This is a genomic window from Actinoplanes sp. NPDC048967 (genome assembly GCF_040649415.1).
In the GTDB taxonomy this organism is placed as follows: Bacteria; Actinomycetota; Actinomycetes; order Mycobacteriales; family Micromonosporaceae; genus Actinoplanes.
The window spans coordinates 272,251-295,809 of sequence record NZ_JBEZFL010000002.1; the positions used below are offsets into that span (position 1 = coordinate 272,251).

19 protein-coding genes are annotated in these 23,559 nt (G+C 71.6%); 7 read left to right on the forward strand and 12 right to left on the reverse strand.

Going from position 1 to position 23,559, the window contains the following annotated elements:
* The first annotated feature begins 2 nt into the window (after window positions 1-2).
* Window positions 3-1,094: a UDP-N-acetylglucosamine 2-epimerase (non-hydrolyzing) gene (gene wecB / locus AB0C12_RS07950; protein WP_360545418.1), complete on the forward strand. Its 1,092-nt coding sequence runs from the start codon at window positions 3-5 to the stop codon at window positions 1,092-1,094.
* A 50-nt stretch (window positions 1,095-1,144) separates the two neighbouring features.
* Here wecB and AB0C12_RS07955 read toward each other — a convergent pair whose 3' ends face one another.
* The 7 genes from AB0C12_RS07955 to upp form a co-directional block, all read right to left on the reverse strand.
* On the reverse strand, window positions 1,145-1,735 hold the full coding sequence (locus AB0C12_RS07955) for a hypothetical protein (RefSeq protein ID WP_360545420.1): 591 nt from the start codon (window positions 1,733-1,735) through the stop codon (window positions 1,145-1,147).
* Complete coding sequence (locus tag AB0C12_RS07960) at window positions 1,732-3,108, reverse strand: glycosyltransferase (protein ID WP_360545422.1); 1,377 nt, start codon at window positions 3,106-3,108, stop codon at window positions 1,732-1,734. Before AB0C12_RS07960 ends, AB0C12_RS07955 begins: the two co-directional genes overlap by 4 nt.
* Window positions 3,105-3,656: a hypothetical protein gene (locus AB0C12_RS07965; protein WP_360545424.1), complete on the reverse strand. Its 552-nt coding sequence runs from the start codon at window positions 3,654-3,656 to the stop codon at window positions 3,105-3,107. Before AB0C12_RS07965 ends, AB0C12_RS07960 begins: the two co-directional genes overlap by 4 nt.
* Before the next feature lie 32 nt (window positions 3,657-3,688).
* Window positions 3,689-4,885 (reverse strand): glycosyltransferase family 4 protein, encoded by a 1,197-nt coding sequence (locus AB0C12_RS07970; protein WP_360545426.1) that lies wholly within the window; start codon window positions 4,883-4,885, stop codon window positions 3,689-3,691.
* Window positions 4,885-5,892, reverse strand: coding sequence for a Gfo/Idh/MocA family oxidoreductase (locus tag AB0C12_RS07975; protein WP_360545428.1), 1,008 nt, complete (start codon window positions 5,890-5,892; stop codon window positions 4,885-4,887). Before AB0C12_RS07975 ends, AB0C12_RS07970 begins: the two co-directional genes overlap by 1 nt.
* Complete coding sequence (locus AB0C12_RS07980; RefSeq protein WP_360545430.1) at window positions 5,889-6,995, reverse strand: DegT/DnrJ/EryC1/StrS family aminotransferase; 1,107 nt, start codon at window positions 6,993-6,995, stop codon at window positions 5,889-5,891. The genes AB0C12_RS07975 and AB0C12_RS07980 overlap by 4 nt, the downstream gene beginning before the upstream one ends.
* A 302-nt stretch (window positions 6,996-7,297) precedes the next feature.
* Entirely contained in the window at window positions 7,298-7,930 is a 633-nt protein-coding gene (upp, locus tag AB0C12_RS07985; protein ID WP_360545432.1) for a uracil phosphoribosyltransferase, read from the reverse strand.
* A gap of 62 nt (window positions 7,931-7,992) precedes the next feature.
* On the opposite strand from upp, the gene deoC reads away from it, so the two are divergent.
* The 5 genes from deoC (at window position 7,993) to AB0C12_RS08010 (ending at window position 14,683) form a co-directional block, all read left to right on the forward strand.
* On the forward strand, window positions 7,993-8,991 hold the full coding sequence (gene deoC, locus AB0C12_RS07990; protein WP_360545434.1) for a deoxyribose-phosphate aldolase: 999 nt from the start codon (window positions 7,993-7,995) through the stop codon (window positions 8,989-8,991).
* 4 nt (window positions 8,992-8,995) lie between these two features.
* Window positions 8,996-10,429, forward strand: coding sequence for an aldehyde dehydrogenase family protein (locus AB0C12_RS07995; protein ID WP_360545436.1), 1,434 nt, complete (start codon window positions 8,996-8,998; stop codon window positions 10,427-10,429).
* Between the two features lie 79 nt (window positions 10,430-10,508).
* On the forward strand, window positions 10,509-11,303 hold the full coding sequence (locus AB0C12_RS08000; protein WP_360547056.1) for an aldehyde dehydrogenase family protein: 795 nt from the start codon (window positions 10,509-10,511) through the stop codon (window positions 11,301-11,303).
* Between the two features lie 173 nt (window positions 11,304-11,476).
* On the forward strand, window positions 11,477-12,316 hold the full coding sequence (locus AB0C12_RS08005) for a DNA primase (protein WP_360547058.1): 840 nt from the start codon (window positions 11,477-11,479) through the stop codon (window positions 12,314-12,316).
* A 24-nt stretch (window positions 12,317-12,340) separates the two neighbouring features.
* Window positions 12,341-14,683, forward strand: a complete 2,343-nt coding sequence (locus AB0C12_RS08010; RefSeq protein WP_360545438.1) for a transposase — start codon at window positions 12,341-12,343, stop codon at window positions 14,681-14,683.
* 1,363 nt (window positions 14,684-16,046) lie between these two features.
* Here the strand turns inward: AB0C12_RS08010 and AB0C12_RS08015 are convergent.
* The 5 genes from AB0C12_RS08015 to AB0C12_RS08035 form a co-directional block, all read right to left on the reverse strand.
* Window positions 16,047-16,634 carry an ATP/GTP-binding protein gene (locus AB0C12_RS08015; protein WP_360547060.1) on the reverse strand — a complete coding sequence of 196 codons (588 nt, stop codon included), beginning with the start codon at window positions 16,632-16,634 and terminating at the stop codon, window positions 16,047-16,049.
* Between the two features lies 1 nt (window position 16,635).
* A complete protein-coding gene (locus AB0C12_RS08020; RefSeq protein WP_184998576.1) occupies window positions 16,636-17,010 on the reverse strand; it encodes a DUF742 domain-containing protein in 375 nt (124 codons plus the stop codon).
* 92 nt (window positions 17,011-17,102) lie between these two features.
* Window positions 17,103-17,507: a roadblock/LC7 domain-containing protein gene (locus AB0C12_RS08025; protein ID WP_014447580.1), complete on the reverse strand. Its 405-nt coding sequence runs from the start codon at window positions 17,505-17,507 to the stop codon at window positions 17,103-17,105.
* Entirely contained in the window at window positions 17,504-21,202 is a 3,699-nt protein-coding gene (locus AB0C12_RS08030) for a nitrate- and nitrite sensing domain-containing protein (protein ID WP_360545440.1), read from the reverse strand. Before AB0C12_RS08030 ends, AB0C12_RS08025 begins: the two co-directional genes overlap by 4 nt.
* 447 nt (window positions 21,203-21,649) lie before the next feature.
* On the reverse strand, window positions 21,650-22,717 hold the full coding sequence (locus AB0C12_RS08035; protein ID WP_360545442.1) for an adenosine deaminase: 1,068 nt from the start codon (window positions 22,715-22,717) through the stop codon (window positions 21,650-21,652).
* Between the two features lie 26 nt (window positions 22,718-22,743).
* Between AB0C12_RS08035 and AB0C12_RS08040 the strand changes: the two genes are divergently transcribed.
* Complete coding sequence (locus AB0C12_RS08040) at window positions 22,744-23,553, forward strand: putative RNA methyltransferase (protein ID WP_360545444.1); 810 nt, start codon at window positions 22,744-22,746, stop codon at window positions 23,551-23,553.
* Window positions 23,554-23,559: the final 6 nt, after the last annotated feature.

The following is a 23,559-nucleotide window of genomic DNA, read 5'->3' on the forward strand; positions in this document are numbered from 1 at the left end:
CGATGAAGGTATTGAGCATTGTCGGCGCCCGGCCACAACTGGTGAAGCTGGCACCCATCGCGCAGGCCTTCGCCGGCACCGACCACCAGCACGTGATCGTCCACACCGGACAGCACTACGACGTCAACCTGTCGGACGTGTTCTTCACCGGGCTCGGCATCCCCGACCCGGACGTGCACCTGGGGGTCGGCTCGGGCAGCCACGGCGTGCAGACCGGCGCGGTGCTCAGCGCCATGGACCCGGTGCTGGAGCTGGAGAAGCCGGACTGGGTGCTGGTCTACGGCGACACCAACTCGACGCTGGCCGGCGCCGTCGCCGCGGTCAAGATGCACATCCCGGTGGCGCACCTGGAGGCCGGGCTGCGCTCGTTCAACCGCCGGATGCCGGAGGAGCACAACCGGGTGCTCACCGACCACGCGGCCGACCTGCTGCTCGCCCCGACCGAGGAAGCGGTCCGCCACCTGCGTTCCGAGGGCCTGGGTGACCGGGCCGAGCTGGTCGGCGACGTGATGGTCGACGTCTGCTACCGCGTCCGCGACGACGTGCTGGCCGGCCGGCACCCCGCCCCGGCGCTGCCCGACGGCATCGACCCCGCCCAGCCGTACCTGCTGGCCACCCTGCACCGCGCGGAGAACACCGACGATCCGCGGCGGCTGTCGCAGCTGCTGGGTGCCCTGGCCGAGCTGCCCGTGCCGGTGGCGCTGCTGGCCCACCCGCGGCTGGTGGCCCGGGCCGAGGCGCAGGGCCTGAAGCTGCAGCAGGGCGCGGTGCACGTCGGCACGCCCCTGCCGTACGCGTCGATGGTGGCCGCTGTGCTCGGCTCCGCCGGTGTGGTCACCGACTCGGGCGGCCTGCAGAAGGAGGCCTACCTCCTGGGCCGGCCGTGCACGACCCTGCGCACCGAGACCGAATGGGTCGAGACGCTCGAGGACGGCTGGAACCACCTCGTGACGGACCCGGCCGAGCTCGGCGACACCTGGACCACGCTGGCCACCCGTCCCGCCCCGCAGGCCGAGCGGGGCACCCCGTACGGCGACGGCGCCGCGGCGAAGCGGGTCGTCGAAGTGCTGGCCGAGCGTTTCGCCGCTCGCTGACCCACGAAAAAGGCCCCCCGCTCGGCGCGGGGGGCCTTTTTGGCGTTTCGCTACTTGTCGCCGACGTAGGGCTTGCGGTCGAGGGCCGTCGTCGTACGGACCCCCGGGTAACGCCGCGACAGCCGCCAGGCCAGCGGCACCGACGGCTGGTCGGCGGCCACGATCCGGTCGGCCCGGGCCAGGTCCAGCTGGGCGAGCCGCTGCTGCCCCCGGCGGGACAGGATCAGCGGGCGCATGACCTTGAACGTCGGCCAGAACATCTTCTTGTGGATACCCTTGGACACCCGGGACTGGGCCCGCCGGGTGAGCGCCAGGCCGGCGTCCACCTTCTTCAGCGCCGGCCGGCCGACGGTCATCGACCGCGCCTTGCCGAACGCCTTGGCCGGCAGGGTGAACAGGACACCCCGCTCGATCCGCCGGATCGGCACGTCGGTCGCCTCGACCTCGAACACCCGGTGGACGCGCACCCGCGGATCGAGGGCGGCCTCCTCCGTGCTGCTGTTCTCGGCCACGAGCAGGTCGATGTCCACCCCGGCGTCCACCAGGTCCTGCACGTAGGACCGGACCCGGGTGGTCAGCTTGTAGCTGAGGGCGAGGACGACGACGCGGGGCCGGGTCACCGGGTCAGCTGGCGTGCTCACGACGACAACTCCTGAACGGTCGACGGTCGGACGAAGGCGCGCATCCGGGTCTCCAGCGGCTCCAGCAGCGTGTCCCGCTGGAAGGTGTCGGCGTGCCGGCGGGCGGCCTCGCGCACCTCCGGGCCGGCCTCCCGAGCCGCCTGACCGGCCTCGATGAAGGACTGCGCCAGCTTCTCGGGATCGAGGCTGTCGGCGTGGAACCACAACGGATAACCCTCGAGCACCTCACGGGCCGCGATGTCCGGCGCGTGCACCGAGACGATCGGCCGGCCGGTGGCCATGTACTCGAAGATCTTGCCCGAGGTGACGTACCGCCCACCGGCGGCCAGGAACACCAGCACGTCGCTGTCGGCGTAGACCGAGGACACCTCGGTCTTGGACACCGGCCCTCGCAGCCGCAGACCGGCGTCCGTGGCCGGATCGACCTGGCCCGCGGCGTCCAGGCCCAGCCGGGGCAGGAAGCTCGAGTGGCTGTGCTTGAAGAAGCCCAGGTGACCGAAGATGTTGAGCTCGGACCCGGCCAGATCCGGGTGCGTGCGGGCGATCCGGAAGGCCTCCGCCATCTCCTCCACCGGCTGGTGCGTGGTCACCGTGCCGAGGTAGCCGAACTTCAGCGGACGCTGCGGAGCGGTCGTCTCCACCGACTCGGCCGAGGGCAGCTCGAGCAGGTCCGGGTCCCAGCCGTTCGGCACGACCATCATCCGGTCGGCCGCCTGCGGATAGCGGTCGGCGTGCCAGTCACGCAGGGCGTTGTTGACGAAGACCGTCGCCGCGGACTTGCCGATCACCCGGCGCTCCCACTTCCACGTCGGATGCTCCGGCGGGTACGCGGGCTCGTCCTTGAACAGGTCGAGGGTCCAGGAGTCGCGGTAGTCGATCACGTACGGGATCTTGGCCAGCTTGCCGATCGCCCAGCCCGCGGCGAAGGCGGAGAACGGGTTGCCGGTGGCCAGCACCGCGTCGAACTTCTCCCGCCGGTGCAGCTTGAGGGCCTTGGTGACCGACGAACGGGCCCAGGAGACGTACTGCTCGGGGAACTGCTTGGCCTCGCGCCACTCGAAGAACTTCTTGGACACCGTGGGCATCGTGCCGCGGAACCAGCTCATGTTCTGCAGCTCGTGCTCCCACCGGAAGGTGTCCAGCTCGGGCCGCTCGACGGTGATCCGCGGGTCGACGGTGTCCAGCAGCTTCTCGTCGGTGGAGCCGATCACGTCGTAGAGGAATCCCAGCGGCGCGGCGAAGACCGTGACGTCCCAGCCGGCGCGCGCGAAGTGGTTCGCCGTCGCCCGGGCCCGGTAGACACCGCTGGCCCGCGACGGGGGGAAATAGAAGGCGAGATAGAGCAGGCGAGGACGCCGTTCGCTAGCGGTCATACCTTGTCCTCATGGTCCACGGTTTCCCCTTGATGCCCTGGGCTGGTCACCTGGTCGATACGGAAGGCGATACGCGGTCGGTGGCGCCCGTCCGTGGCGAGGCGCTGGGCGACCGGGAACGACTGCGGGTCCGTCACCACGAGCGCGTCGAACCGTCCCCACCGGCGGCTGAACTCGGCCAGGGGGCGGTCTCCGGCGTCTCGCCACAGCCGACCGTACAGGGGCAGGAAAACCCGCCGGTGCAGCGGGCGGCCGATGCGCCGGTCGTACGCCGACACCAGCCGCTTGCCGCGGCGGCCCCCGACGCGCCGCAGCAGGGACTTCGGCGCCCGGTCGAGGACGAGACGCTCGGCGGCGAGCGGCCAGTGCTCACGGCCCAGCCGGGCCAGCTCGACCAGCTCCACTCCGGCGGCGAACTCGTCGTCGGACCAGGCCTCCGCCTTGTCGACCAGCACGACGGGACGTTCACCCGCCGCCGCCAGCGTGCGAGTCTCCTCGGTCACGGCCAGCCGCCGGTTGGCACCCAGGGCAAGGAAAAGAACTCGCATGATGCTCCAGAATGCCGTCGGTCGGATCAGGCTCAGGGCCGGGACTGCGGGGCGAACCAGGCCTCGTGGTGCTGACGGGCCACCGCCTGGTAGCCGAAGCGGTCGGCCAGGACGCGGCGGGCCCGGTCCAGGTCCATGCCGTCGGGGTACCGGTCCCGCAGCTGCTCGTACCCGGCCACGATGGCCGCGCTGTCCTCTTCGACCTCGATCAGCTGCCCGGCGTCGGACTCGATGCCGGCCAGGGTCTGCTCGGGGCCGCCGCAGCGGGTGACGATCACCGGCATACCGGCCGCGGCCGCCTCGATGACGACGACGCCGAAGGTCTCGTAGCGGCTCGGGTGCACGAGCACGTCGTGCTCCCGCATGAGGCTCAGGGCCTCCACGGGCGACAGTGCGCCGGCGAAGGTCACCGCCTCGGCCACGCCCAGCTCCTCGGCCCGCTCGGCCAGCCGGCCACGCAACTCACCCTCGCCCACCAGAGTCAGGGTGAGGGCCGGCTCCTGCCGGCGGCAGGCGGCGAACGCCTCGAGCAACCAGGTGACACCCTTGCGCTCGATCAGGCCGCCGACGAACAGCCAGCGGTGCAGCGTCTTCACCGGCTCGGCGCGGGGGGTGGCGAAGTCGATCGGGTTGGCGATCGGCCGCAGCTTGTCCGCGTGCTCGGGGAAGGCCGTCGTGAGCTGCTCGCGCAGCTCATCGCCGACCACGAAGAAGGCCTCGCAGGCCGCCAGCACCTCGGCGTAGCCGGCGTGGCCGTCCGGCTCGGCGAGCATCCGGTCCAGGAACGTGGCGTGCTCGGTGACGAACAGCCGGCTGCCGGGCCGCATGTTGCGCAGGGCCGGCAGGCCGCCGAGCAGGCCGACGTGCGCGTGCACGACCTCGGCGTCGAGCGGCCGGCCGCCGAGCGCGATCTTGAGCGCGTCGGCGGCGCGCCGGGCCTGCTCCGCGAACGGCAGCGCCCGCGGCATGGGCACCGGCACAGTGACGAGATCGGCCCCGCCGACCGTCTTGCTGGGAGCACCCGCCGCCGGCATCAACGCGCGGAACGCCGCGGTGATCTCGGCGTCCTGCCCCGCGGAGAGCCGCGCCACCCAGCTGTCGCAGTGGTACACGGTGAACGACGTCGTGCCGGGTGCGGTCGCCTCGGTCATGGCCTGGACGAACGCACCGCGGAACGGCAGCTGGGAGCTGGGATACCAGGGCGTGACGACGGCGACGGGGCCGGACATCACGCCCGCTTCGCGGGGATCACGACCGTCGTGCCGCTGGTGGCCGAGCGGAGCACAGCCTCCGCGACCTCGACCGTACGCATGCCCTGGCGCAGCGTGACGATGTCGCTGTCCTTGCCCTCCACGGCGTCACGGAAGCGCTCGTGCTCGACCAGCAGCGGCTCCCGCTTCGGGATCGCGTACCGGACCATGTCGCCCTCGGCCACCCCGCGGAACGCCCGCAGGGCCTCCCACTCGGTGTCCACCGCGCCGTTGGCGTAGAAGGTGAGGTCGGCGGTCAGCGTGTCGGCGACGAAGCTGCCCTTGGCGCCGGTGATGACCGTGGACCGCTCCTTGAACGGGCTGAGCCAGTTCACCAGGTGGTTGGCCATCAGGCCGTCGCCCAGCGAGGCCACGGCGGAGACCATGTCCTCGTGCGGGCGGCCGCTGCGCGACACGGTGCGCGCGGAGACGTCCAGATACTCGTGCCCGGTCACCCAGGCGGTGAGGTCGATGTCGTGGGTGGCCAGGTCCATGACCACGCCGACGTCGGCGATCCGGCCCGGGAACGGGCCCTGGCGCCGGGTGACGACCTGGTAGATGTCGCCGAGCTCGCCGGCCTCGAGCCGGGTGCGCAGGCTCTGCAGCGACGGGTTGTACCGCTCGATGTGACCGACGGCACCGACCAGGCCACGGCTCTCGAACGCCTCGACCAGCTTGCCGGCCGCCTCGACCGACGGGGCCAGCGGCTTCTCGATCAGAGCGTGCACGCCGGCCTCGGCCAGCCGCAGCCCGATCTCCTCGTGCAGGGCGGTCGGGCAGGCGATGACCGCGTAGTCGAGCTGGAGCGCGAGGAGCTGCTCCAGGTCGGCCACGACCGGCACGCCGTGCGGCGCCACCGCGTTCGGCGCCGGGTCGAGCACGCCGACGAGCTGCACGCCGTCCAGCAGGTTGAGCACGCGGGCGTGGTTGCGCCCCATCGCGCCGAGGCCGATCAGGCCCGCGCGGAGTCCGCTCGGCGCGCTCATGCCTTCGCCGCCACGGTGTTGACGCCCTCGACGATGCGGTCGAGCTGCTCCTGGGTCAGGCTCGGGAACACCGGCAGCGACACGACCTCGCGGGCCGCGCGGTCGGTCTCCGGCAGCTTCCAGTCGCCGACCTGGCCGTCCTCGTTCAGGTACGGGCGCAGCTCGTGGATCGGCGTCGGGTAGTAGACGGCGTTGCCGATGCCCAGCTCCTTGAGCCCGGCCTGGAACGCGTCCCGGTCACCCTGCACCCGGACCGTGTACTGGTGGTAGACGTGGCGGGCGCCCGCGGCCACCGGCGGCACCGTCACACCGGTGAGGTTGGCGTCGAAGTACGCGGCGTTGGCGCGGCGCTTCTCCGTCCAGGCCTCGAGCTGTCCGAGCTGGACGCGGCCGATCGCGGCGGCCACGTCGGTCATCCGCATGTTGGCGCCGACGATCTCGTTCTGGTAGCGCGCCTCCATGCCCTGGTTGCGCAGCAGGCGCAGGGTGCGGGCGAGCTGGGCGTCCCCGGTGCTGATCATGCCGCCCTCGAGGGAGTGCATGTTCTTGGTCGGGTAGAAGCTGAAGCACCCGGCCGCTCCGAAGCTGCCGACGGGCTTGCCGTCGAGGGCCGCGGCGTGCGCCTGGGCGGCGTCCTCCACCACGGCGAGGCTGTGCTGCTCGGCGATCTGCATGATGCGGTCCATCGCGGCCGGGTGGCCGTACAGGTGGACCGGCATGATCGCGACGGTGCGCGGGGTGATCGCGGCGGCGACGGCGTCCGGGTCCAGGCAGAAGCTGCCGGCCTCGATGTCGGCGAACACCGGGGTGGCGCCGACCAGGCGGACCGCGTTCGCGCTGGCGGCGAACGAGAACGACGGGACGATGATCTCGTCGCCCGGGCCGAAGCCCAGCGCCATCAGCGAGAGCTGCAGCGCCGACGTGCCGGAGTTGACGGCCACGCAGTGCCGGCCGCCGACGACCTCGCCGAACTCGGCTTCGAAGGCGGCGACCTCGGGACCCTGCACGACCATGCCGCTGCGCAGGACACGAACGGCGGCCTCGATCTCGGCCTCACCGATGACCGGACGAGCGGGCGGAATGGCGTCCTGCGGCCCAGACATGGGCGGTCCTCCTGTGTACACGTGGCTGATGCAACGCCGGGAGTGAGCATGTGACGTGGCTCGACGGCACCGGCACGGCGCTTGGCGGCCGGAACAGTACCTTACCGAGACGTGAGATCGCCTACCGTACGCATCGGCCGCAACCATCACTGACGTGCCATAGGGCTACCAGAAACGCCCGCCGCTTGTCACTTTCCGTGAGCTGTTTCGCAGTTCGTTCGGGAAATCGGCACTGTATGTCTCGGGCTGTGATCCGTCCCCCACGCGGCGCTACCAGCGACGTTCACCAGGATTTCATCCCCTCAGAACCGCGGCATGCCGCCGAACTGGCGGTCGCCCGCGTCACCGAGGCCGGGGACGATGTACATCTTCTCGTTGAGGCCCTCGTCGATCGAGGCGGTGACCAGCCGCAGCGGCAGACCGGAGGTGCGCAGCCGCTCGATGCCCTCCGGCGCGGCGAGCACGCAGCAGACGATGACGTCGGTACAGCCCCGGTCGACCAGCAGCTGGCAGCAGTGCACCAGCGAGCCGCCGGTGGCGAGCATCGGGTCGAGCACGAGCACGGGCAGCCCGGCGAGGTCGCCCGGCAGCGACTCCATGTACGCGCGCGGCTCGTAGGTGGCCTCGTCGCGGGCCAGGCCCACGAAGCCCATCGACGACTCGGGCAGCAGCGCCAGGGCGGCGTCGGCCATGCCCAGGCCGGCCCGCAGCACCGGCACGATCAGCGGCGGGTTGGCCAGCCGGGTGCCCTGGGTCGGCGCCACCGGGGTGCTGATCGGGAACTGCTCGACGGCGAAGGTGCGGGCGGCCTCGTACACGACCATGGTGGTCAGTTCGTGCAGGGCGGCGCGGAAGGCTCCGGAGTCGCTCTGCGCGTCACGCATGACGGTGAGCCGGGACTGGGCCAACGGATGATCAACGACGAGTACGTCCACGCCGATCAACCTACCGGGGTTCCTCAAGATCAACTGTCGGTGGGCCGCGTAGAATCCCTCTCATGACTGCGACAGCGACGTCGAGGCTGCCTCACTTGTCCGGTTCTTCTGGCAGTGCGGCGGAGCCGCCCTTCGGTGGCACTGTGTCCGGTTCCGCCTTCAACCTCCGATCTTTCCTGCACGGACTGCCCGGGGTGGACAAGGTCGGCGTCGAGGCGCGGGCGGCCGCCCTGGGCACCCGGTCGGTGAAGACCACCGCCAAGGCGGCGGCGATCGACCTGGCCATCCGGATGGTCGACCTGACCACCCTCGAGGGCGCCGACACCCCCGGCAAGGTCCGGGCCCTGTCGGCCAAGGCGCTGCGTCCCGACCCCTCGGACCCCACCTGCCCCAGCGTGGCCGCCATCTGCGTCTACCCGGCGATGGTCCCGGTCGCGGCCGAGGTGCTGGCCGGCTCCGGCGTGCACCTGGCCAGTGTGGCCACGGCGTTCCCGTCCGGGCAGGCCCCGCTCGACGTCAAGCTGGCCGACACCCGCGACGCCGTCGCCGGCGGCGCCGACGAGATCGACATGGTGATCAGCCGGGGCGCGTTCCTGTCCGGTCGCTACGACTTCGTGTACGACGAGATCGTCGCGGTCAAGGAAGCCTGTGGGTCCGCACACCTCAAGGTGATCCTGGAGACCGGCGAGCTGGGGACGTACGACAACGTGCGCCGCGCCTCCTGGCTGGCGATGCTGGCCGGCGCCGACTTCATCAAGACCTCCACCGGCAAGGTGCCCGTGGCCGCGACGCTGCCGGTGACCTTGGTCATGCTCGAGGCGGTCCGGGACTTCCGGGCCCAGACCGGGCGCCAGGTCGGCGTCAAGCCCGCCGGCGGCATCCGCACCACCAAGGACGCCATCAAGTACCTGGTGCTGATCAACGAGACGGTCGGCGACGACTGGCTCGACCCGGACTGGTTCCGCTTCGGCGCCTCCTCGTTGCTCAACGACCTGCTGATGCAGCGGACCAAGCTCACGACCGGCCACTACGCCGGCCCGGACTACTTCACGCTGGACTGAGGCCATGTCTTTCCTTGAGTACGCCCCGGCGCCGGAGTCCCGCTCCGTCGTCGACATCGCACCCTCCTACGGCCTGTTCATCGACGGCGCCTTCGGGCCCGCCTCGTCCTCCGGCGGGGTCTTCAAGACCGTCAACCCGGCCTCCGAGGAGGTCCTCGCCGAGGTCGCCTCGGCCGGCGCCGAGGACGTCGACCGGGCCGTCGCCGCCGCCCGCCGGGCCTTCGGTCCCTGGTCGGCCCTGCCCGGCGCCGAACGCGCCAAGTACCTCTTCCGGATCGCCCGCATCATCCAGGAACGCTCCCGTGAGCTGGCCGTGCTGGAGTCCCTGGACAACGGCAAGCCGATCCGCGAATCCCGCGACGTCGACGTGCCCCTGGTCGCCGCGCACTTCTTCTACTACGCGGGCTGGGCCGACAAGCTCAAGTACGCGGGCCACGGCTCCGACCCCCGGCCGCTGGGCGTCGCCGCACAGGTCATCCCGTGGAACTTCCCGCTGCTGATGCTGGCCTGGAAGATCGCGCCCGCCCTGGCGGCGGGCAACACGGTCGTGCTCAAGCCGGCCGAGACCACCCCGTTGTCCGCGCTCTTCTTCGCCGACATCTGCCAGCAGGCCGACCTGCCGCCGGGCGTCGTCAACATCATCACCGGCGCCGGCGAGACCGGCCGCACCCTGGTCGAGCACCCCGGCGTCGACAAGGTCGCCTTCACCGGCTCCACCGAGGTCGGCCGGCAGATCGCCCGGTCCGTCGCCGGCACCAGCAAGCGCCTGACCCTCGAGCTGGGCGGCAAGGCGGCCAACATCGTCTTCGACGACGCGCCCATCGACCAGGCGGTCGAAGGCATCGTCAACGGCATCTTCTTCAACCAGGGGCACGTCTGCTGCGCCGGGTCGCGGCTGCTGGTCCAGGAGTCCGCGTACGACGAGGTGCTCACCGCCCTCAAACGCCGGATGGCGACGCTGCGGGTCGGTGATCCGCTGGACAAGAACACCGACGTCGGCGCGATCAACTCGGCCGCGCAGCTGGCCCGCATCCGCGAGCTCTCCGACGTCGGCGCCGCCGAAGGGGCCGAACGGTGGTCACCGCCGTGCGAGCTGCCGGCCCAGGGCTTCTGGTTCGCCCCGACGATCTTCACCGGCGTCACCCAGGCGCACCGGATCGCCCGCGAGGAGATCTTCGGACCGGTGCTGTCGGTGCTGACCTTCCGCACGCCGGACGAGGCGATCGAAAAGGCCAACAACACACCGTACGGTCTGTCGGCCGGCATCTGGACCGAGAAGGGCTCATTGATCCTGGCGATGGCCGACAAGCTCCGGGCCGGCGTGGTCTGGGCCAACACGTTCAACAAGTTCGACCCGACGTCGCCGTTCGGCGGCTACAAGGAATCCGGTTACGGCCGCGAGGGCGGCCGGCACGGCCTGGAGGCGTACCTTGCCTAAGTCCCCGTCCCCCGCCAAGGCCGCCAAGGCCGAGCGGTCGGCTTCCCCGGCCGAGAGCGACCGGCGCGGTCGGCTCGCGGTGCGCAAGACCTACAAGCTGTACATCGGCGGGGCTTTCCCGCGCAGCGAATCAGGACGGACCTATCTCGTGGACGGCGACAACGTGGCCCTCGCCTCCCGCAAGGACGCCCGCGACGCCGTCGTGGCGGCCCGCAAGGCGCAGACGAAGTGGGCCGCCGCCACCGCCTACAACCGCGGGCAGGTGCTCTACCGGATCGCCGAGATGGTCGAGGCGCGGCGCGACGAGTTCCTCGCGCTGGGCGTCGCGGCCGGCGAGCTGGACGCGGCCGTCGACCGCTGGGTCTGGTACGCGGGCTGGTCCGACAAGATCGCCCAGGTGCACGGCAGCGCCAACCCGGTCGCCGGCCCGTACTTCAACATCTCCGCGCCGGAGCCCACCGGTGTGGTCGGCGTGGTCGCCCCGGCCTCGTTCCTCGGGCTGGTCAGCGTCATCGCACCGGCGATCGTCACCGGGAACACGGTCGTGGTGCTCACCGCCACGCCGCAGGTCGCCGTCACCCTCGCCGAGGTGCTGGCCACCTCCGACGTCCCGGGCGGAGTGGTGAACATTCTCACCGGGCACGCCGCCGAGACCGCGCCGTGGCTCGCCTCGCACGACGACGTCAACGCGCTCGACCTCACCGGTGTGGCCGATCCCGAGCTCGCCACCGAGCTGGAGCGGTCCGCGGCCGGCAGCCTCAAGCGGGTCGTCCGCCCGCCGGCCGACACGCCCGACTTCACCGCCGATCCGGGACTGCGGCCGATGACGGCGCTGCTGGAGACCAAGACGGTCTGGCATCCGAAGGGTTTCTGACCTCGGTCGGTCTCCTTTCAGGAGCGCACACTAAGGTGTGTGCCCAGACTCACCCGTCCGAACAGCTCGCTTGAACCAACCCGGAGGTCACCGTGACCAGCCAGTCGCCCGAAGAGGGCTCGACGGTCAAGGAGGAGAAGGCCGTCGTCAAGGACGGGCTCTCCGGCCGTGAGCTGTGGGATGAGGTACGAATCTCGCCCGTCGAGATCGCCATGCCGGGCGGCGTGGGGCTGACGCTGCGGGCGTACCGGCTCGCCTCGGAGCTCACGCCGACCGAGATCGAGACCGACGAGGACGACCCGTTCGACGCCCGGGAGCGTGCGGCCGCGGCCCGCGCTGCCGAGGAGGACGGCGTCATCGTCGACGACGAGTTCGCCGCGCTGGTCGCCGAGGGTGACGCGGGCACGAAGTCGGAGCGCAAGTCCGACGGCACGGTCACCACCGAGGACGGCGAGGTCGTGGCCGAGCCCGACCCGGCCGACTTCGCCGACGAGCCGGAAGAGGCCGCTGAGGCCGAGGAGGAGGACGAAGAGGTCCCGATCTTCCTGAGCCACCGCGGCAAGCTGCTCACTTTCAAGACCCCGGAGTCGCTGGTCTCCTTCATTCGTTCGGGTGCACCGCACGACCTGGCCCAGCTCGAGACGTGGCCGACCGTCGTGGAACGGGTACAGTCGAGCGACATCGACCCGGCGCAGGACGACCGCTACGAGCTGGACCTCGTGGTGGAGAACCTGCGCGGTGGTCACGACACGTGGGATCTGCCGCTGCTCATCGCCGCCGGCGAGGTGGCCCGGGACCTGGGCCACGCCCTGCGCCTCAAGCCCGTGATCCTGGCCCTGGCGCCGGGATCGCCGCTCGACGACCTGGACGAGTCTCTCCGGTCGGCCGAGAGTGGCGGAATGGGCGGTTTCTTCGGACGGCGCAAGCTGCGTAAAATCGGGGCGCAACAGGCGAGTCTGGGTTGGCGCTCGATTATCGGCAAGATCTCTGCCGCTGTGGACTGGCGCGACTGACCCCTCAACAGGGACCATCAGTCCTTGGCCGAATACAGCACTCCCGGGGAGGAGGACGACGCCGTGGCGCTCGTGCGCGTGTACTGCGGTCTGGCGTCGGCTGATGAGACGGTGCGGACGGCCTCGGCCGGCTCGCAACTGACCATCGCCGTGGTGGACGACACGGGAAGGCTGCTCGGCGTTCACGAGATCAGCGACGACCCGGGGGGCTATGCCCAGCTCGGCACGCTGCTCGTGGAACGGACGAGTGGCTTCGCGGACGCCGCGGTCGCCGCCGACAGCGACGACCACATGGTCACGTCGCTGCTGACCGCAGCCGGCCGTCCCCTCGCCGTCGCCGACGACGACTCAGCCGACGACTTCGCCGAACGGTTCGCCGACGACGACTCCCCCGAGGAGATGTCGGCCTCACCGGCGGCCCGTCGCGCCGTGGGTCTCGCCCGCGCGCTGCAGGCCGGAGCCCTCACGGCAGCCACCATCCCGGCGCCCCGCGAGCTGGTCAGCTACAAGCCGGTGCTCGCTGCCCACGTCGCGATGCTCAACGGCCGGCACGCGGCTGCCACCTCGCTGCGCGAGGTGCTGCGCGAGCTGTATCCGGCGGCGCTGCGGGCGTACCCGGATCCGGCCCATCCGCTGGCCCTCGCCGTGCTGGACGCGCTCCCGGAGCCCGGCCGCCTCACCGGCCGCGGTCACGACAGTGACCAGGTCGCCGAAGACGTGGCAGCGGAGCTGACCCGCGCCGGCGCCGGCACCGACGACCAGGTCGTCGCCGCCGTCACCGCGCTCGTCGTGGCGATCAGCGAGTCCCCCCGCCGCGGCGGGATCAACAAGTCTCTGTCGTCGGCCGCAGCCGACACCGTGCGGCACGCGATCGGCGCTGTCCGGTCCTGCGACTCCGCCTGCGAGGCCATGGTCGGCACCCTCGTCGCCCGCGTGACCCCGCAGTCGCTGAGCGGCAGCCCCGGCCGCCGCCAGGCCGGCTCCCGGCGCGCCGCCGAGAACCAGCGCTCCACCGAGACCGGCACCCGCATGCCCCGCCCGACGGACACCGGCACCCGCCTGCCCCGTCCGGTGGACACCGGCACCCGGATGCCCCGCCCCGCCGCCGCGGCCGACACGGGCACCCGCCTGCGTCCGGCGGAGACCGGCACCCGGCTGGGCCGCCGCAACCGTCCCGAGCCGGCCGCGGCGAGCCACGCTCCCGCGATGCCGCGCCCGCTGACCAGCCCGCCCGTCGCGCCCGAGCCGGTCATGCCACCGCCGCTCGCGCCACGTCCGGTCACCCCGCCGCCGGTTGCTCCGGCCGCCGCGTCGGGCCTGCCCAGCCGTACCCCCGATCCGGGCCCGGCCAGCCGGCCCGTCTCGGTGCCGCCGCCCCCGCCGGGCATGACGCCGATCGTCCCGGGCTCGCGCCCGTCGTCGGTGCCGCCGGCGGACAGCGGCCAGCCGTTCCGCCCGACCCTGACCAACGCGGCCATGAGCAGCGCCCGCGCCGAACGCCAGCGCACGGTCATCCCGCCCCGGGCCAACACCCGCAACGGACAGCCGGCCCCGAACGGCGCGACGGACTACTCGCTGCCGATGCCGGCCCAGCGCTCGACGCAGGAGACCCCGGAGCCGGGCTCCCGCGCGAACTGGCCGCTGCTGAACAACAGCGACGAGGCAGCGGCCACGCCGCCGCCGGCCGCGGTGAGCAGCCCGCCGTCGGACGGCCGGGTCCGCCCGCCGTGGCAGGACATGCCCAAGGAGCCGCCGTCCCTGCGCCTGGTGGAGTCGGTGCTCAACGGCCTGACCAACACCCCGGCCGACGTGACAGCGATCACCGAGCCGCCCCCGCTGCGCCTGGTCGACGACCGCGGCGGCCGCAACGGCCGAGCAGCAGCCCGCCGCACCACCCTGACCGCCCTGGACCGCAGCACGTCACCCCCGGTCCCGGCCGAAGGCGACGGCGACCTGCTGATCTTCGCGGCGGCCCGGTCGGCCTGGTTCACGGGTCACGACGAGGAAGCCTCAACCAACCTGGACTGGACGAACCCATCCGACACGGGCTGGCGCGCGGCGGAAAAGGCCGCGACGCCGTCGGTGGCGGCCGAGACGTCGGCGGGCCTGCCGAAGCGGGTTCCGCAGGCCAACCTGGTTCCGGGTTCGCCGCTGCGCGAAGAGCGCCCGCTGCGCATCGTCCGCGACGCGGCAAGCATCGCGGCGCACACCACGGGGTACTTCCGGGGCTGGCGGCGCGGCCAGGAGATCGGCGGGTACGCGATCGGCGGCCGGCCAGGTCGCGAGGCGGCCGGGGGCTGGGACTTCAGCCGAGATGGCGGCGCCCAGCAGGAGGACTACCGGAACGCTGGGTATCGCAGCAGCTGACAGTTTGCTCTGACGGAACGGCCACGCCCTCGTGTTGGGGTGTGGCCGTTTTGCTGTGTTGGCGCTTTGCGTTCGGGGGGAGTTCGCTGCGGTGGCTGCCGCTTGGGTGGTTGGAGCGTGACGGTCAGGGGCCCGGGTATCGGGAGAGTCGGGAGGGGCGCCGGGTGGACGTCTCGGCGGGGTTCTAAGGGCTGCAGCGTCGCAGTGCTCGGCCCCTGCGAAGCCTCGCATGGCTCCTTGCGAGGCCTTAGAGAGCCGTCGGGTTGCCTGGTGTGCCCGGGGCTGGCCGCCTGGTGGGGCCTGACCCAGTAGGGCCGAGCTGGCCTGGGGTAGGGCCCGAGGTAGCCCGGTAGGACGCCGGGCGAGCGAAGCTGACCTCGTAAGGCAGGGCGGCCGGGCAAGCCGGGCGGCCCTGGCAAGGCCGGGCGAGCTGGGCTTGGCAAGCTGGGCTTGGCAAGCTGGGCTTGGCAAGCTGGGCGGGCTTGGCAAGCCGGGCGGGCAAGGCTGAGCGGTCTGGCAAGGCCGAGCGGGCTTGGCAAGGCCGGGCGGGCTTGGCAAGGCCGAGCGGGCTTGGCAAGGCCGAGCGGGCCTGGCAAGGCCGGGCGGGCCTGGCAAGGCCGGGCGGGCCTGGCAGACCGGGCGGGCCTGGCAAGGCCGGGCGGGCCTGGCAAGGCCGGGCGGGCCTGGCAGACCGGGCGGGCCAGGGCCGGGCAAGCTGGGCGGCCCTGGCGAGGCTGGGCGAGCTGGGCTTGGCAAGCTGGGCGAGCCCGGCAAGGCCGGGCAAGCCGGGCGGGCAAGCTGGGCGGGCCCGGGCAAGCCGGGCGGGCCGGGCAAGACCGGGTGGGCCAGGCGGGCCTGGCAAGACCGGGGCGAGGCCTGGCAAGACCGAGCGGGGCCTGGCAAGACCGGGCAGGCCAGGGTCGGCCGGCCTTCCTCGGGTCAGACGGCGGGCCTGCTTGGGCTCCTCGATGTGCTTCTGCAGCGCAGCGGGGCCAAGCGGGCCGGGCAAGGCCAACCGGGGCCAAGCGCGGCCGGGCGACGCGGGGGCGAGCCGGGCGAGGCCGGGCGGGCCTGGCAAGGCCTGGCACGGCCTGGCGGCACAGTAAGGCACGGCGGCGGGATACTGCGGCGGGGCGTGCGACTCAGCTCCGCGGGGACCTGGGCCATCAGAAGAAGCACCCAGCAGCCGCGCTACGGGTCGCGGTGGCCATGCGCCGGACCGCTGCCACGAGCGCGAGCTAGCGACCGAACCCCCGACCCTCCGGCCAGTCGCAGCGGTAAAAGCCTGTCACCCAACCCCAAAACTGCTGCGGGCACGCAAAAGTCCCGCTCTGTCGGGCAGAGCGGGACCTTCAGCAGCCTGTCAGGCCGGCGCTACCGCACGCGAGCGACGCATAGTCAGCACATACTCGACCAGCGAGATCAGTACGTTCTTCGTCGACTCACGGTTACGGGCGTCGCAGCTCACCACGGGTACGTCGCTGGAGATCGCGAGCGCGTCGCGAACGTCCTGGGCGTTGTGGTACTGCATACCGTCGAAGCAGTTTATGGCGACCAGGTACGGCAGCCGTCGGTGCTCGAAGAAGTCGATGGCGGCGAAGCAGTCGGCGAGCCGACGCGTGTCCACCATGACCACCGCACCGATGGCTCCCCTGACCAGCTCGTCCCACATGAACCAGAACCGCGTCTGGCCAGGCGTGCCGAACAGGTAGAGGATCAGATCCCGGTCGATGCTGATCCGGCCGAAGTCCATTGCCACCGTGGTCGTCGTCTTACCCGGCACCTGCCGGTTGTCGTAGACACCAACACCGGCGGAGGTCATGATCGCCTCGGTGGTCAGCGGGGTGATCTCAGAGACCGACCCCACCAGCGTCGTCTTACCGACGCCGAAACCACCGGCGATGACAATCTTCGCCGATGTCACACGCCCGGCGGCCGGCCGGCGCGACATGTCAGAGCCTGCGAAGTCCACTCAGCACCCTTTCCAGCAGTTCCGTACCCACCGCATCGGACTCATCATCAAGCGATGTCGGCTCGTACACCGCGACCAGGCCATCGGTGGCCATGTCCGCGACGATCACTCGAGCCACCCCGAGCGGCAGTTGCATGCGTGCGGCGATCTCGGCCAGCGACTGCACTCTGCCGCCGTCGCACATCGCCGCGATGTACTGGTGTTCGCTCCCGCCCCTGCCCGCTCCGGTGGAACGGCCACGCACGGTGGTCTCGACGAGCGCTTCCAGCGCGATTTCCAGCTTCGGCCGGGTCCGGCCACGGGTCACGGCGTACGGTCTGACCAGTGCTCCGGTCGGCTCATCGCGTTCGGGCATCGTCACCGCTCACCCCATCCCTTGGCCCATAGAAGTGTCTCTTGTCGTCAAGCTTTTGGACAGATGCCGGACGGAGCCGGCGGACCATCCGTTCAGCCGAGAACTCCGGCCGCGGACCGCGGCGCGGGCGTGAGCGCCTCGCCGACCCGGTCGACCAGGAGCGCCATCTCGTAGCCCACCTGACCGACGTCGCAGCTGCGGGCTGCGAGCACGGCGAACGACGAACCGTCGGAGATCGACATCAGGAAGAGGAACCCGTTGTCCATCTCGACGACCGTCTGCAGCACCGCACCACCCTCGAAGCACCTCGCGGCGCCCTGAGTGAGGCTGACCAGGCCGGAGGCGATAGCCGCCAGCTGGTCGGCACGGTCACGCGGAAGGTCCCTGGAGGCCGCGAGAAGCAGACCGTCGGCGGAGACCGCGATCGCGTGCGCCACCCCGGGAACGCGGTCGGCAAAGTTGGCGAGCAGCCAACCCAGATCCTGCGTACTTGTCATGCTTCATGCTCCTTGCCAGCCTGCGAGGACTGCTGCCCTCCCGGAGTCTCCTCCGGGTTGGTCGAATTTTCCTTCGTGCGACCCCGCTGCACCCCGCGATGGTAAGCGGACAGGAGCCCGCGAACCGCCTCGGGTGTGCGGCGTTGTACGGAGGTCTCGGCCCGGTCGACGCCACCCGGCACGAGCTGTGCCATCGGCGTGCGGCGCGGCAGACCTGCCGTCGTCGTGGTGTCGACCGGCATCTCGGCCGCCTTGCGGGCGGCCTGCCAGCCGTCGTCCGCGGCGGTCTGCCACGGGCTCGAGACGGCGCCGTTCAGTGAGCTGTTGCCGTTTCCGTTCGCCGCGACCGCGCCGACCGGGGCCGGCTCGCGGTCGCCGCGGGACTCCGGGGAGGCCTGCTGCGGCACCCCGACCGAGCGCGCCGGTTCCCCGGTGGAGAAGCGCTGGGTGGTGACCACCGAGTCGGCGTTGTCGTCGTTCGACGGCGCCGGGGCGGCGGGGGCCTGCTTCGCGGGGGCCTGCTTCGCGGGCTCGCTGGGCCGGGCCGTGGTGAACCAGGCCGACTCGAGCTCACGGAAGATCGGCAGTTCCATGGTCTCGTCGGCGAACTGCGCCTGCGTTTCCCCGGACTGTCGTTGCCGCGCCGCGGCCTGGGCGGCGGCGATCTGCGCGGCGGCGGTCGCCTGAGCGGCGGCTGCCTGCGCGGTCGCTGCCTCGTGGGCGGCTGCGGCGGCCGCGGCCGACCGTTCCGCCTCGGACTGCGGCGTGGCGTTCTGCGGGTTGGTCGGGCGGGCAACCTGGGGCTGCGAGCTCGAGTTACCGCGGTCGGAGCGGTAGCGGGGCAGTTCCGCCGTCATGTCCAGGGCGGCCGCGAGGCTTTCCGGGACGTGCGGGGCGCTGCTGCTGCCGGACTCGCGCTCCGCGCTGACCGGGGGCCAGGCGGGCGGGGCCGCAGCGGCGGCCGACTGCGGCGCGGGCGGCGCCGAGCTGGGCCTGTTCTGCCCGGACGGCTGACCCTGGTACGGCGGTGCGGAAGCCGGCGGGGCCGACGACACGGGCGGCGCGGAGACCGGCCGGCCAGCACCGTACGGCGGGGCGGACGGCACCGGCGGCGCGGACACCGGCGGGACCGGGGGCGCGGAGACCGGGGGCACGAACGTGTTGCGGCTCTGCGACTCCGGGTTGGCCGGCAGCTGACGCGGGATGGTGTGGCCGTACGAGCCCGTGTCCTCGGGCCGGTAGGCGTCACCGTTGCGGCGCTGCGGCAGCCCGTCGGGACCGCTGAAGCCCTGCGGGCCGGCCGGCGACTGCGGCCGCGGCGGGATCGGCTCGTTGCTGCGCGGGCCGTGGAAGCCGTTGGCCCCGTTCGAGCCGTTGCCGGAGCCGTTGGCGCCGCCGAAGCCGTTGCTGGGGCCACCGAAGCCGTTGCTCGGGCCGCCGAAGCCGTTGCCGTTGCCGGCGGGCTCGAAGCCGTTCGAGGGGGCGCCGGTCAGGTCGGACCAGGCCGGGACCGAACGGTTGCCGTTGCCACCGGCGCCGAGCATGCCACCGGCGGGCATCGGCGGGTTCGGGTCGAACGGGCGCCCGGTCGGGTAGCCGCCACCGCGACCGTTGGAGCTGCTCTCGAGGGCCAGCGGCGGCTCGGTGAACGCGTTGCGCGCCGGCTGGTCGTACGGGCTGGCCCCGGGCTGCAGCCGGTTGGCCGCCGAGGCGGAGACCATGACGCTGGCCGGCAGGCCCACGTCGGCGACCGTGCCGCGCTCGGTGTCGGCCGGCCGCAGCTCGACCTTGACGCCGTGCCGGTTGGCCAGGCGGGCGACCACGACCAGGCCCATCATCCGGGAGACGGCCACGTCCACCATCGGCGGCTGGGCGAGCCGCTCGTTGAGGTCGCGCAGCTGCTCGCGGCTGATGCCGATGCCGCGGTCCTCGACCGAGAGCACCGCGCCGTCGCCCAGGCGGCGGGCCTCGACGATGACGTGCGAGTTCGGCGGGGAGAACGCGGTCGCGTTGTCGAAGAGCTCGGCGACCAGGTGGACCATGTCGTTGACCGCGTGCGCGGACACCTCGATGTCACGGTCGATCATGCCGAACTCGATGCGGGTGTAGTGCTCGACCTCGGACTGCGCGGCGCGGAGCACGTCGATCAGAGCCGCCGGCTCCCGCTGCACACGGGTCGAGTCGGCACCGGCGAGGACCAGGAGGTTCTCGTCGTTGCGGCGCATCCGGGTGGCGAGGTGGTCGAGCTGGAAGAGCTCGGCCAGGCGGTCCGGGTCCTCCTCGCCGCGCTCGAGGCGGTCGAGGTGGCCGATCAGCCGGTCGACCAGGATCTGCGAGCGGCGGGCCAGGTTGACGAACATCGTCGAGACGGAGGACCGCAGGGCGGCCTGCTCGGCGGCGGTGCGGACGGCTTCCAGGTGGACCGCGTTGAACGCCTCGGTCACCTGCCCGAACTCGTCCCGGCTGCGGACCGGCAGCGGCTCGGCGACCTGGTCGGCCACCTGGGCCGGGGTCAGTGAGCCGGTCAGTGCGGGGTCACGCAGCCGCTCGACCGCCTGGGGCAGGCCGAACTGGGCGACGTTGAGGGCACCCTGGCGCAGCTCGCGCAGCGACCGGGCCATCGAGCGGGCGACCAGCCAGGCGAAGATGATGGCCAGCAGCAGCAGGCCGAGCAGGATGCTGGTCTCCACGAAGACCTGCGTCTGCACGTCGTCACGGATCTCGGTGGCCTGCTCCACGACCTGGCTGTCGAGGCGGTTCTCGACGTTGCGGAACAGGTCGTTGTAGCCCTGCATCGCCGTTTCCCACTGGGGGAGGTTGAACGGGATGGACGCCGAGTTGTTCGGGGCCAGTCCCTGCAGCGGGATGGTGAGGTTGGTGGCGCTGCGCTTGGCCGGGCCGCTGACGACCCGGTCGAAGAGGGCCTTGTCCTCGTCGGTCGCGACCTGGCGCATGCTGGCGTCGGAGATCGCGTAACCGGTGTCGGTGAGCAGGAACTTGCGCCGCAGGCTGGGCGTGAAGTCCCCGGCGCCGAGGACCTCGAGGCCGACGGCACGCTGCTGGGAGATGTAGTCCTTGCCCCGGGCGACGGCGGCGACGACGCGCAACCGGTCGCTGAGGTTGGTGTCCTGGGCGAGCTGCGCGGACGCGTCGCGGACGTTCAACAGGTCGTTGATCAGGGGGTCGTAATTCTCCCTGAGCTCCTTGGTGTTGAAGTCGCCGTTGGCGGTGCGGCTGCGGATCGAGGGCAGCTCGAGCAGGTTGCTGTCGAGCCGCTTGAGCAGGATGTTGACCTGCTCGGGCACGTCGTCGAGGGCGGCCTTCTGCTGCGAGTACGGCAGCTTGGCGGCGTCCACCTTCGGGTGTTCGGCCTTGTAGGCAGCGTCCGCGGCGGTGCGCTGCGGCGTGTTCTTCCGGGTGGTCGCGATCATCACGCCGTAGGCGCGTTCGTTCTGCAGGTGATCGACAAGGCCACCGGCGGCCTGCGACAGCACCGACAGGGTGCGGGCGCGCTCGGCGTCACTGGCCTCGTTGATGTGGTCGATCAGGCCGCTGGTGCCGACGACGACCGTCGCCAGCGTGGGCACGAGCATGATGAGCCCGAGCTTCGACCAGATCGGCAGATCCCGCAGCCGGCCGGCCGGCCGTCCGAGACGCGACATGACAGCGTTCGCCGTCTTGGGGCGCTTGCTCACGTCACCGTCCTCCTGATTCGGACCCGGCCATCGGATCACCGGGCACCGCACACGGCCGACTCACCGGGTCGGGCCCCCGAGATTCCATCACGACGAGTGTCAAAGAGAAAGAGCAGCCTGACCCGGACCGTTTGTGTGATGCGATGTTGCGTCCGAAGAGTTGGACATCGCCGGTCAGTCATCACTGCTCGTATAAGGGCGCTTCTCTTTAAGTCACTCGCTCCGAACGGTGCCACGGGGTTCCCGCACACACCGATCGGACCCGATCCAGCTTCGATCGCGGCAGCACAGACGATTGCTCGCACACGAGCCGACGGCAAGGCAAGATGCCGGATTGTGCAGTGTTTGAGACAGCACTCTGTCCGAAAGGATGAGGCGGCTGACCGAATCGCCAGTTTCGTGAGACGAAAGTACGGACGTGTCGCCAATGCCGCTTAAAAGCGGACTTTAGGCTAGCAACTTCGCGTACGCCGGCTTGATCACATCGTTGATGATCGCCAGCCGCTCGTCGTACGGGATGAACGCCGACTTCATCGCGTTGATCGTGAACCACTGCAGTTCACTCCAGCCCCACCCGAAGGCCTCGGCCAGCAGCGCCATCTCGCGCGACATCGACGTACCGCTCATCAGCCGGTTGTCGGTGTTGACGGTGACCCGGAAACGCAGGTCGTGCAGCAGCCCGATGGGGTGCTCGGCGATCGACGGTGCCGCGCCGGTCTGCACGTTGGACGACGGGCACAGCTCCAGCGGGATCCGCTTGTCCCGCACGTACGACGACAGCCGCCCCAGGCTCGTCCCGGTGATGTCGTCCACGATCCGCACGCCGTGGCCCAGCCGGTCGGCGCCGCACCACTGGATCGCCTGCCAGATCGACGGCAGCCCGAAGGCCTCGCCGGCGTGGATGGTGAAGTGGAAGTTCTCCCGCTGGAGGTATTCGAACGCGTCCAGGTGCCGGGTGGGCGGGAAGCCCGCCTCCGCGCCGGCGATGTCGAAGCCGACCACTCCGGTGTCGCGGTACCGCACCGCCAGCTCGGCGATCTCCTGCGACCGGGCGGCGTGCCGCATCGCGGTCAGCAGGGTGCCGATCCGGATGTGGTGCCCCTGGGCGGCCGCCTCGGCGCAACCCTCGCGGAATCCGGCGTGCACCGCGTCGACGACCGCGTCCAGGCTCAGGCCGCGCTCCAGGTGCTGCTCCGGGGCGTACCGGATCTCGGCGTAGACGACGCCGTCGGCGGCCAGGTCCAGCGCGCACTCCTTGGCCACCCGGTGCAGGCCCGCCTCGGTCTGCATCACCGCGACGGTGTGCGCGAAGGTCTCCAGGTAGCGTTCCAGCGACCCGGAGTCGGCCGCGGCGACAAACCAGTCCCCCAGCCGGGCCGGGTCGGTCTCGGGCAGGTCGTGCCCGATCTCGGCGGCGAGCTCCACGATCGTGGCGGGCCGCAGCCCACCGTCGAGGTGGTCGTGCAGCAGGGCCTTCGGGGCGTTGACGATGTCGGCGTGGGTGATGGCGACCATCTACAGATGCTAGAGGGAAGCAGCGGATGATCGACGGAGCATTGCCGTACCTGCGCTGCCCGGTGTGCGGCGAAGGGCTGGCCCGGACCGGCGACCAGGCCCTGCGCTGCCGCCAGGGGCACAGCTTCGACATCGCGCGGCAGGGCTACGTGAACCTGACGGCGGGCCGGTCGCCCCATCCGGGCGACTCGGCCGAGATGATCGCGGACCGGGCGGCGTTTCTGGCCGAAGGCCATTACGCCTTCATCGCGGAGGCGCTGGCCGAGACGGTACGGGCGGACGACGGTCTGGTCCTCGACGCGGGTACGGGCACCGGCGACTACCTGGCGCATGTCCTCGACGCTCTGCCGGCCGTACCGGGTCTCGGCCTCGACGTGTCGAAGCCGGCCCTGCGCCGCGCCGCCCGCGCCCACCCCCGGGCCGGCGCCGCCCTGGCCGACCTGTGGCGTCCCCTGCCGCTGGCCGACGCCTCGGTCTCGGCGCTGCTGAACGTCTTCGCCCCGCGCAACGGCCCGGAGTTCCACCGGGTCCTGCGCCGCGACGGCATGCTCCTGGTCGTCACCCCGGCCCCGGAGCACCTGGCGGAGCTGGTGACCGCCCACAGCCTGATCCGGGTCGACCCGGCCAAGGCCGACCGGGTGGCCCAGACACTGGGTACGGACTTCCGTGCGGAAGTCACGACCACCCACAGCCGCCGGCTCAGCCTCACGGCCACGGAGACCCGGACCCTGATCGGGATGACCCCGAGCGCCCGCCACGTCCCCCTGGACGAGATCAGGGCGGCGGAGCAGACCGTCACCGCGGCGGTGACCCTGACCGTCTACCGGCCGGTGTAGCTCCGG

Excerpts from the sequence above, each read along its gene's own strand:
- AB0C12_RS07960 (WP_360545422.1), bottom strand. The coding sequence starts at position 3,108 with ATGACCGCTAGCGAACGGCGTCCTCGCCTGCTCTATCTCGCCTTCTAT.
- AB0C12_RS07980 (WP_360545430.1), bottom strand. The coding sequence starts at position 6,995 with ATGTCTGGGCCGCAGGACGCCATTCCGCCCGCTCGTCCGGTCATCGGT.
- AB0C12_RS08025 (WP_014447580.1), bottom strand. The coding sequence starts at position 17,507 with ATGACAAGTACGCAGGATCTGGGTTGGCTGCTCGCCAACTTTGCCGAC.
- wecB (WP_360545418.1), top strand. The coding sequence starts at position 3 with ATGAAGGTATTGAGCATTGTCGGCGCCCGGCCACAACTGGTGAAGCTG.
- AB0C12_RS08040 (WP_360545444.1), top strand. The coding sequence starts at position 22,744 with ATGATCGACGGAGCATTGCCGTACCTGCGCTGCCCGGTGTGCGGCGAA.
- deoC (WP_360545434.1), top strand. The coding sequence starts at position 7,993 with ATGACTGCGACAGCGACGTCGAGGCTGCCTCACTTGTCCGGTTCTTCT.
- AB0C12_RS08020 (WP_184998576.1), bottom strand. The coding sequence starts at position 17,010 with ATGCCCGAACGCGATGAGCCGACCGGAGCACTGGTCAGACCGTACGCC.
- AB0C12_RS07975 (WP_360545428.1), bottom strand. The coding sequence starts at position 5,892 with ATGAGCGCGCCGAGCGGACTCCGCGCGGGCCTGATCGGCCTCGGCGCG.
- AB0C12_RS08015 (WP_360547060.1), bottom strand. The coding sequence starts at position 16,634 with ATGTCGCGCCGGCCGGCCGCCGGGCGTGTGACATCGGCGAAGATTGTC.
- AB0C12_RS07995 (WP_360545436.1), top strand. The coding sequence starts at position 8,996 with ATGTCTTTCCTTGAGTACGCCCCGGCGCCGGAGTCCCGCTCCGTCGTC.
- AB0C12_RS08035 (WP_360545442.1), bottom strand. The coding sequence starts at position 22,717 with ATGGTCGCCATCACCCACGCCGACATCGTCAACGCCCCGAAGGCCCTG.
- AB0C12_RS07970 (WP_360545426.1), bottom strand. The coding sequence starts at position 4,885 with ATGTCCGGCCCCGTCGCCGTCGTCACGCCCTGGTATCCCAGCTCCCAG.
- AB0C12_RS07965 (WP_360545424.1), bottom strand. The coding sequence starts at position 3,656 with ATGCGAGTTCTTTTCCTTGCCCTGGGTGCCAACCGGCGGCTGGCCGTG.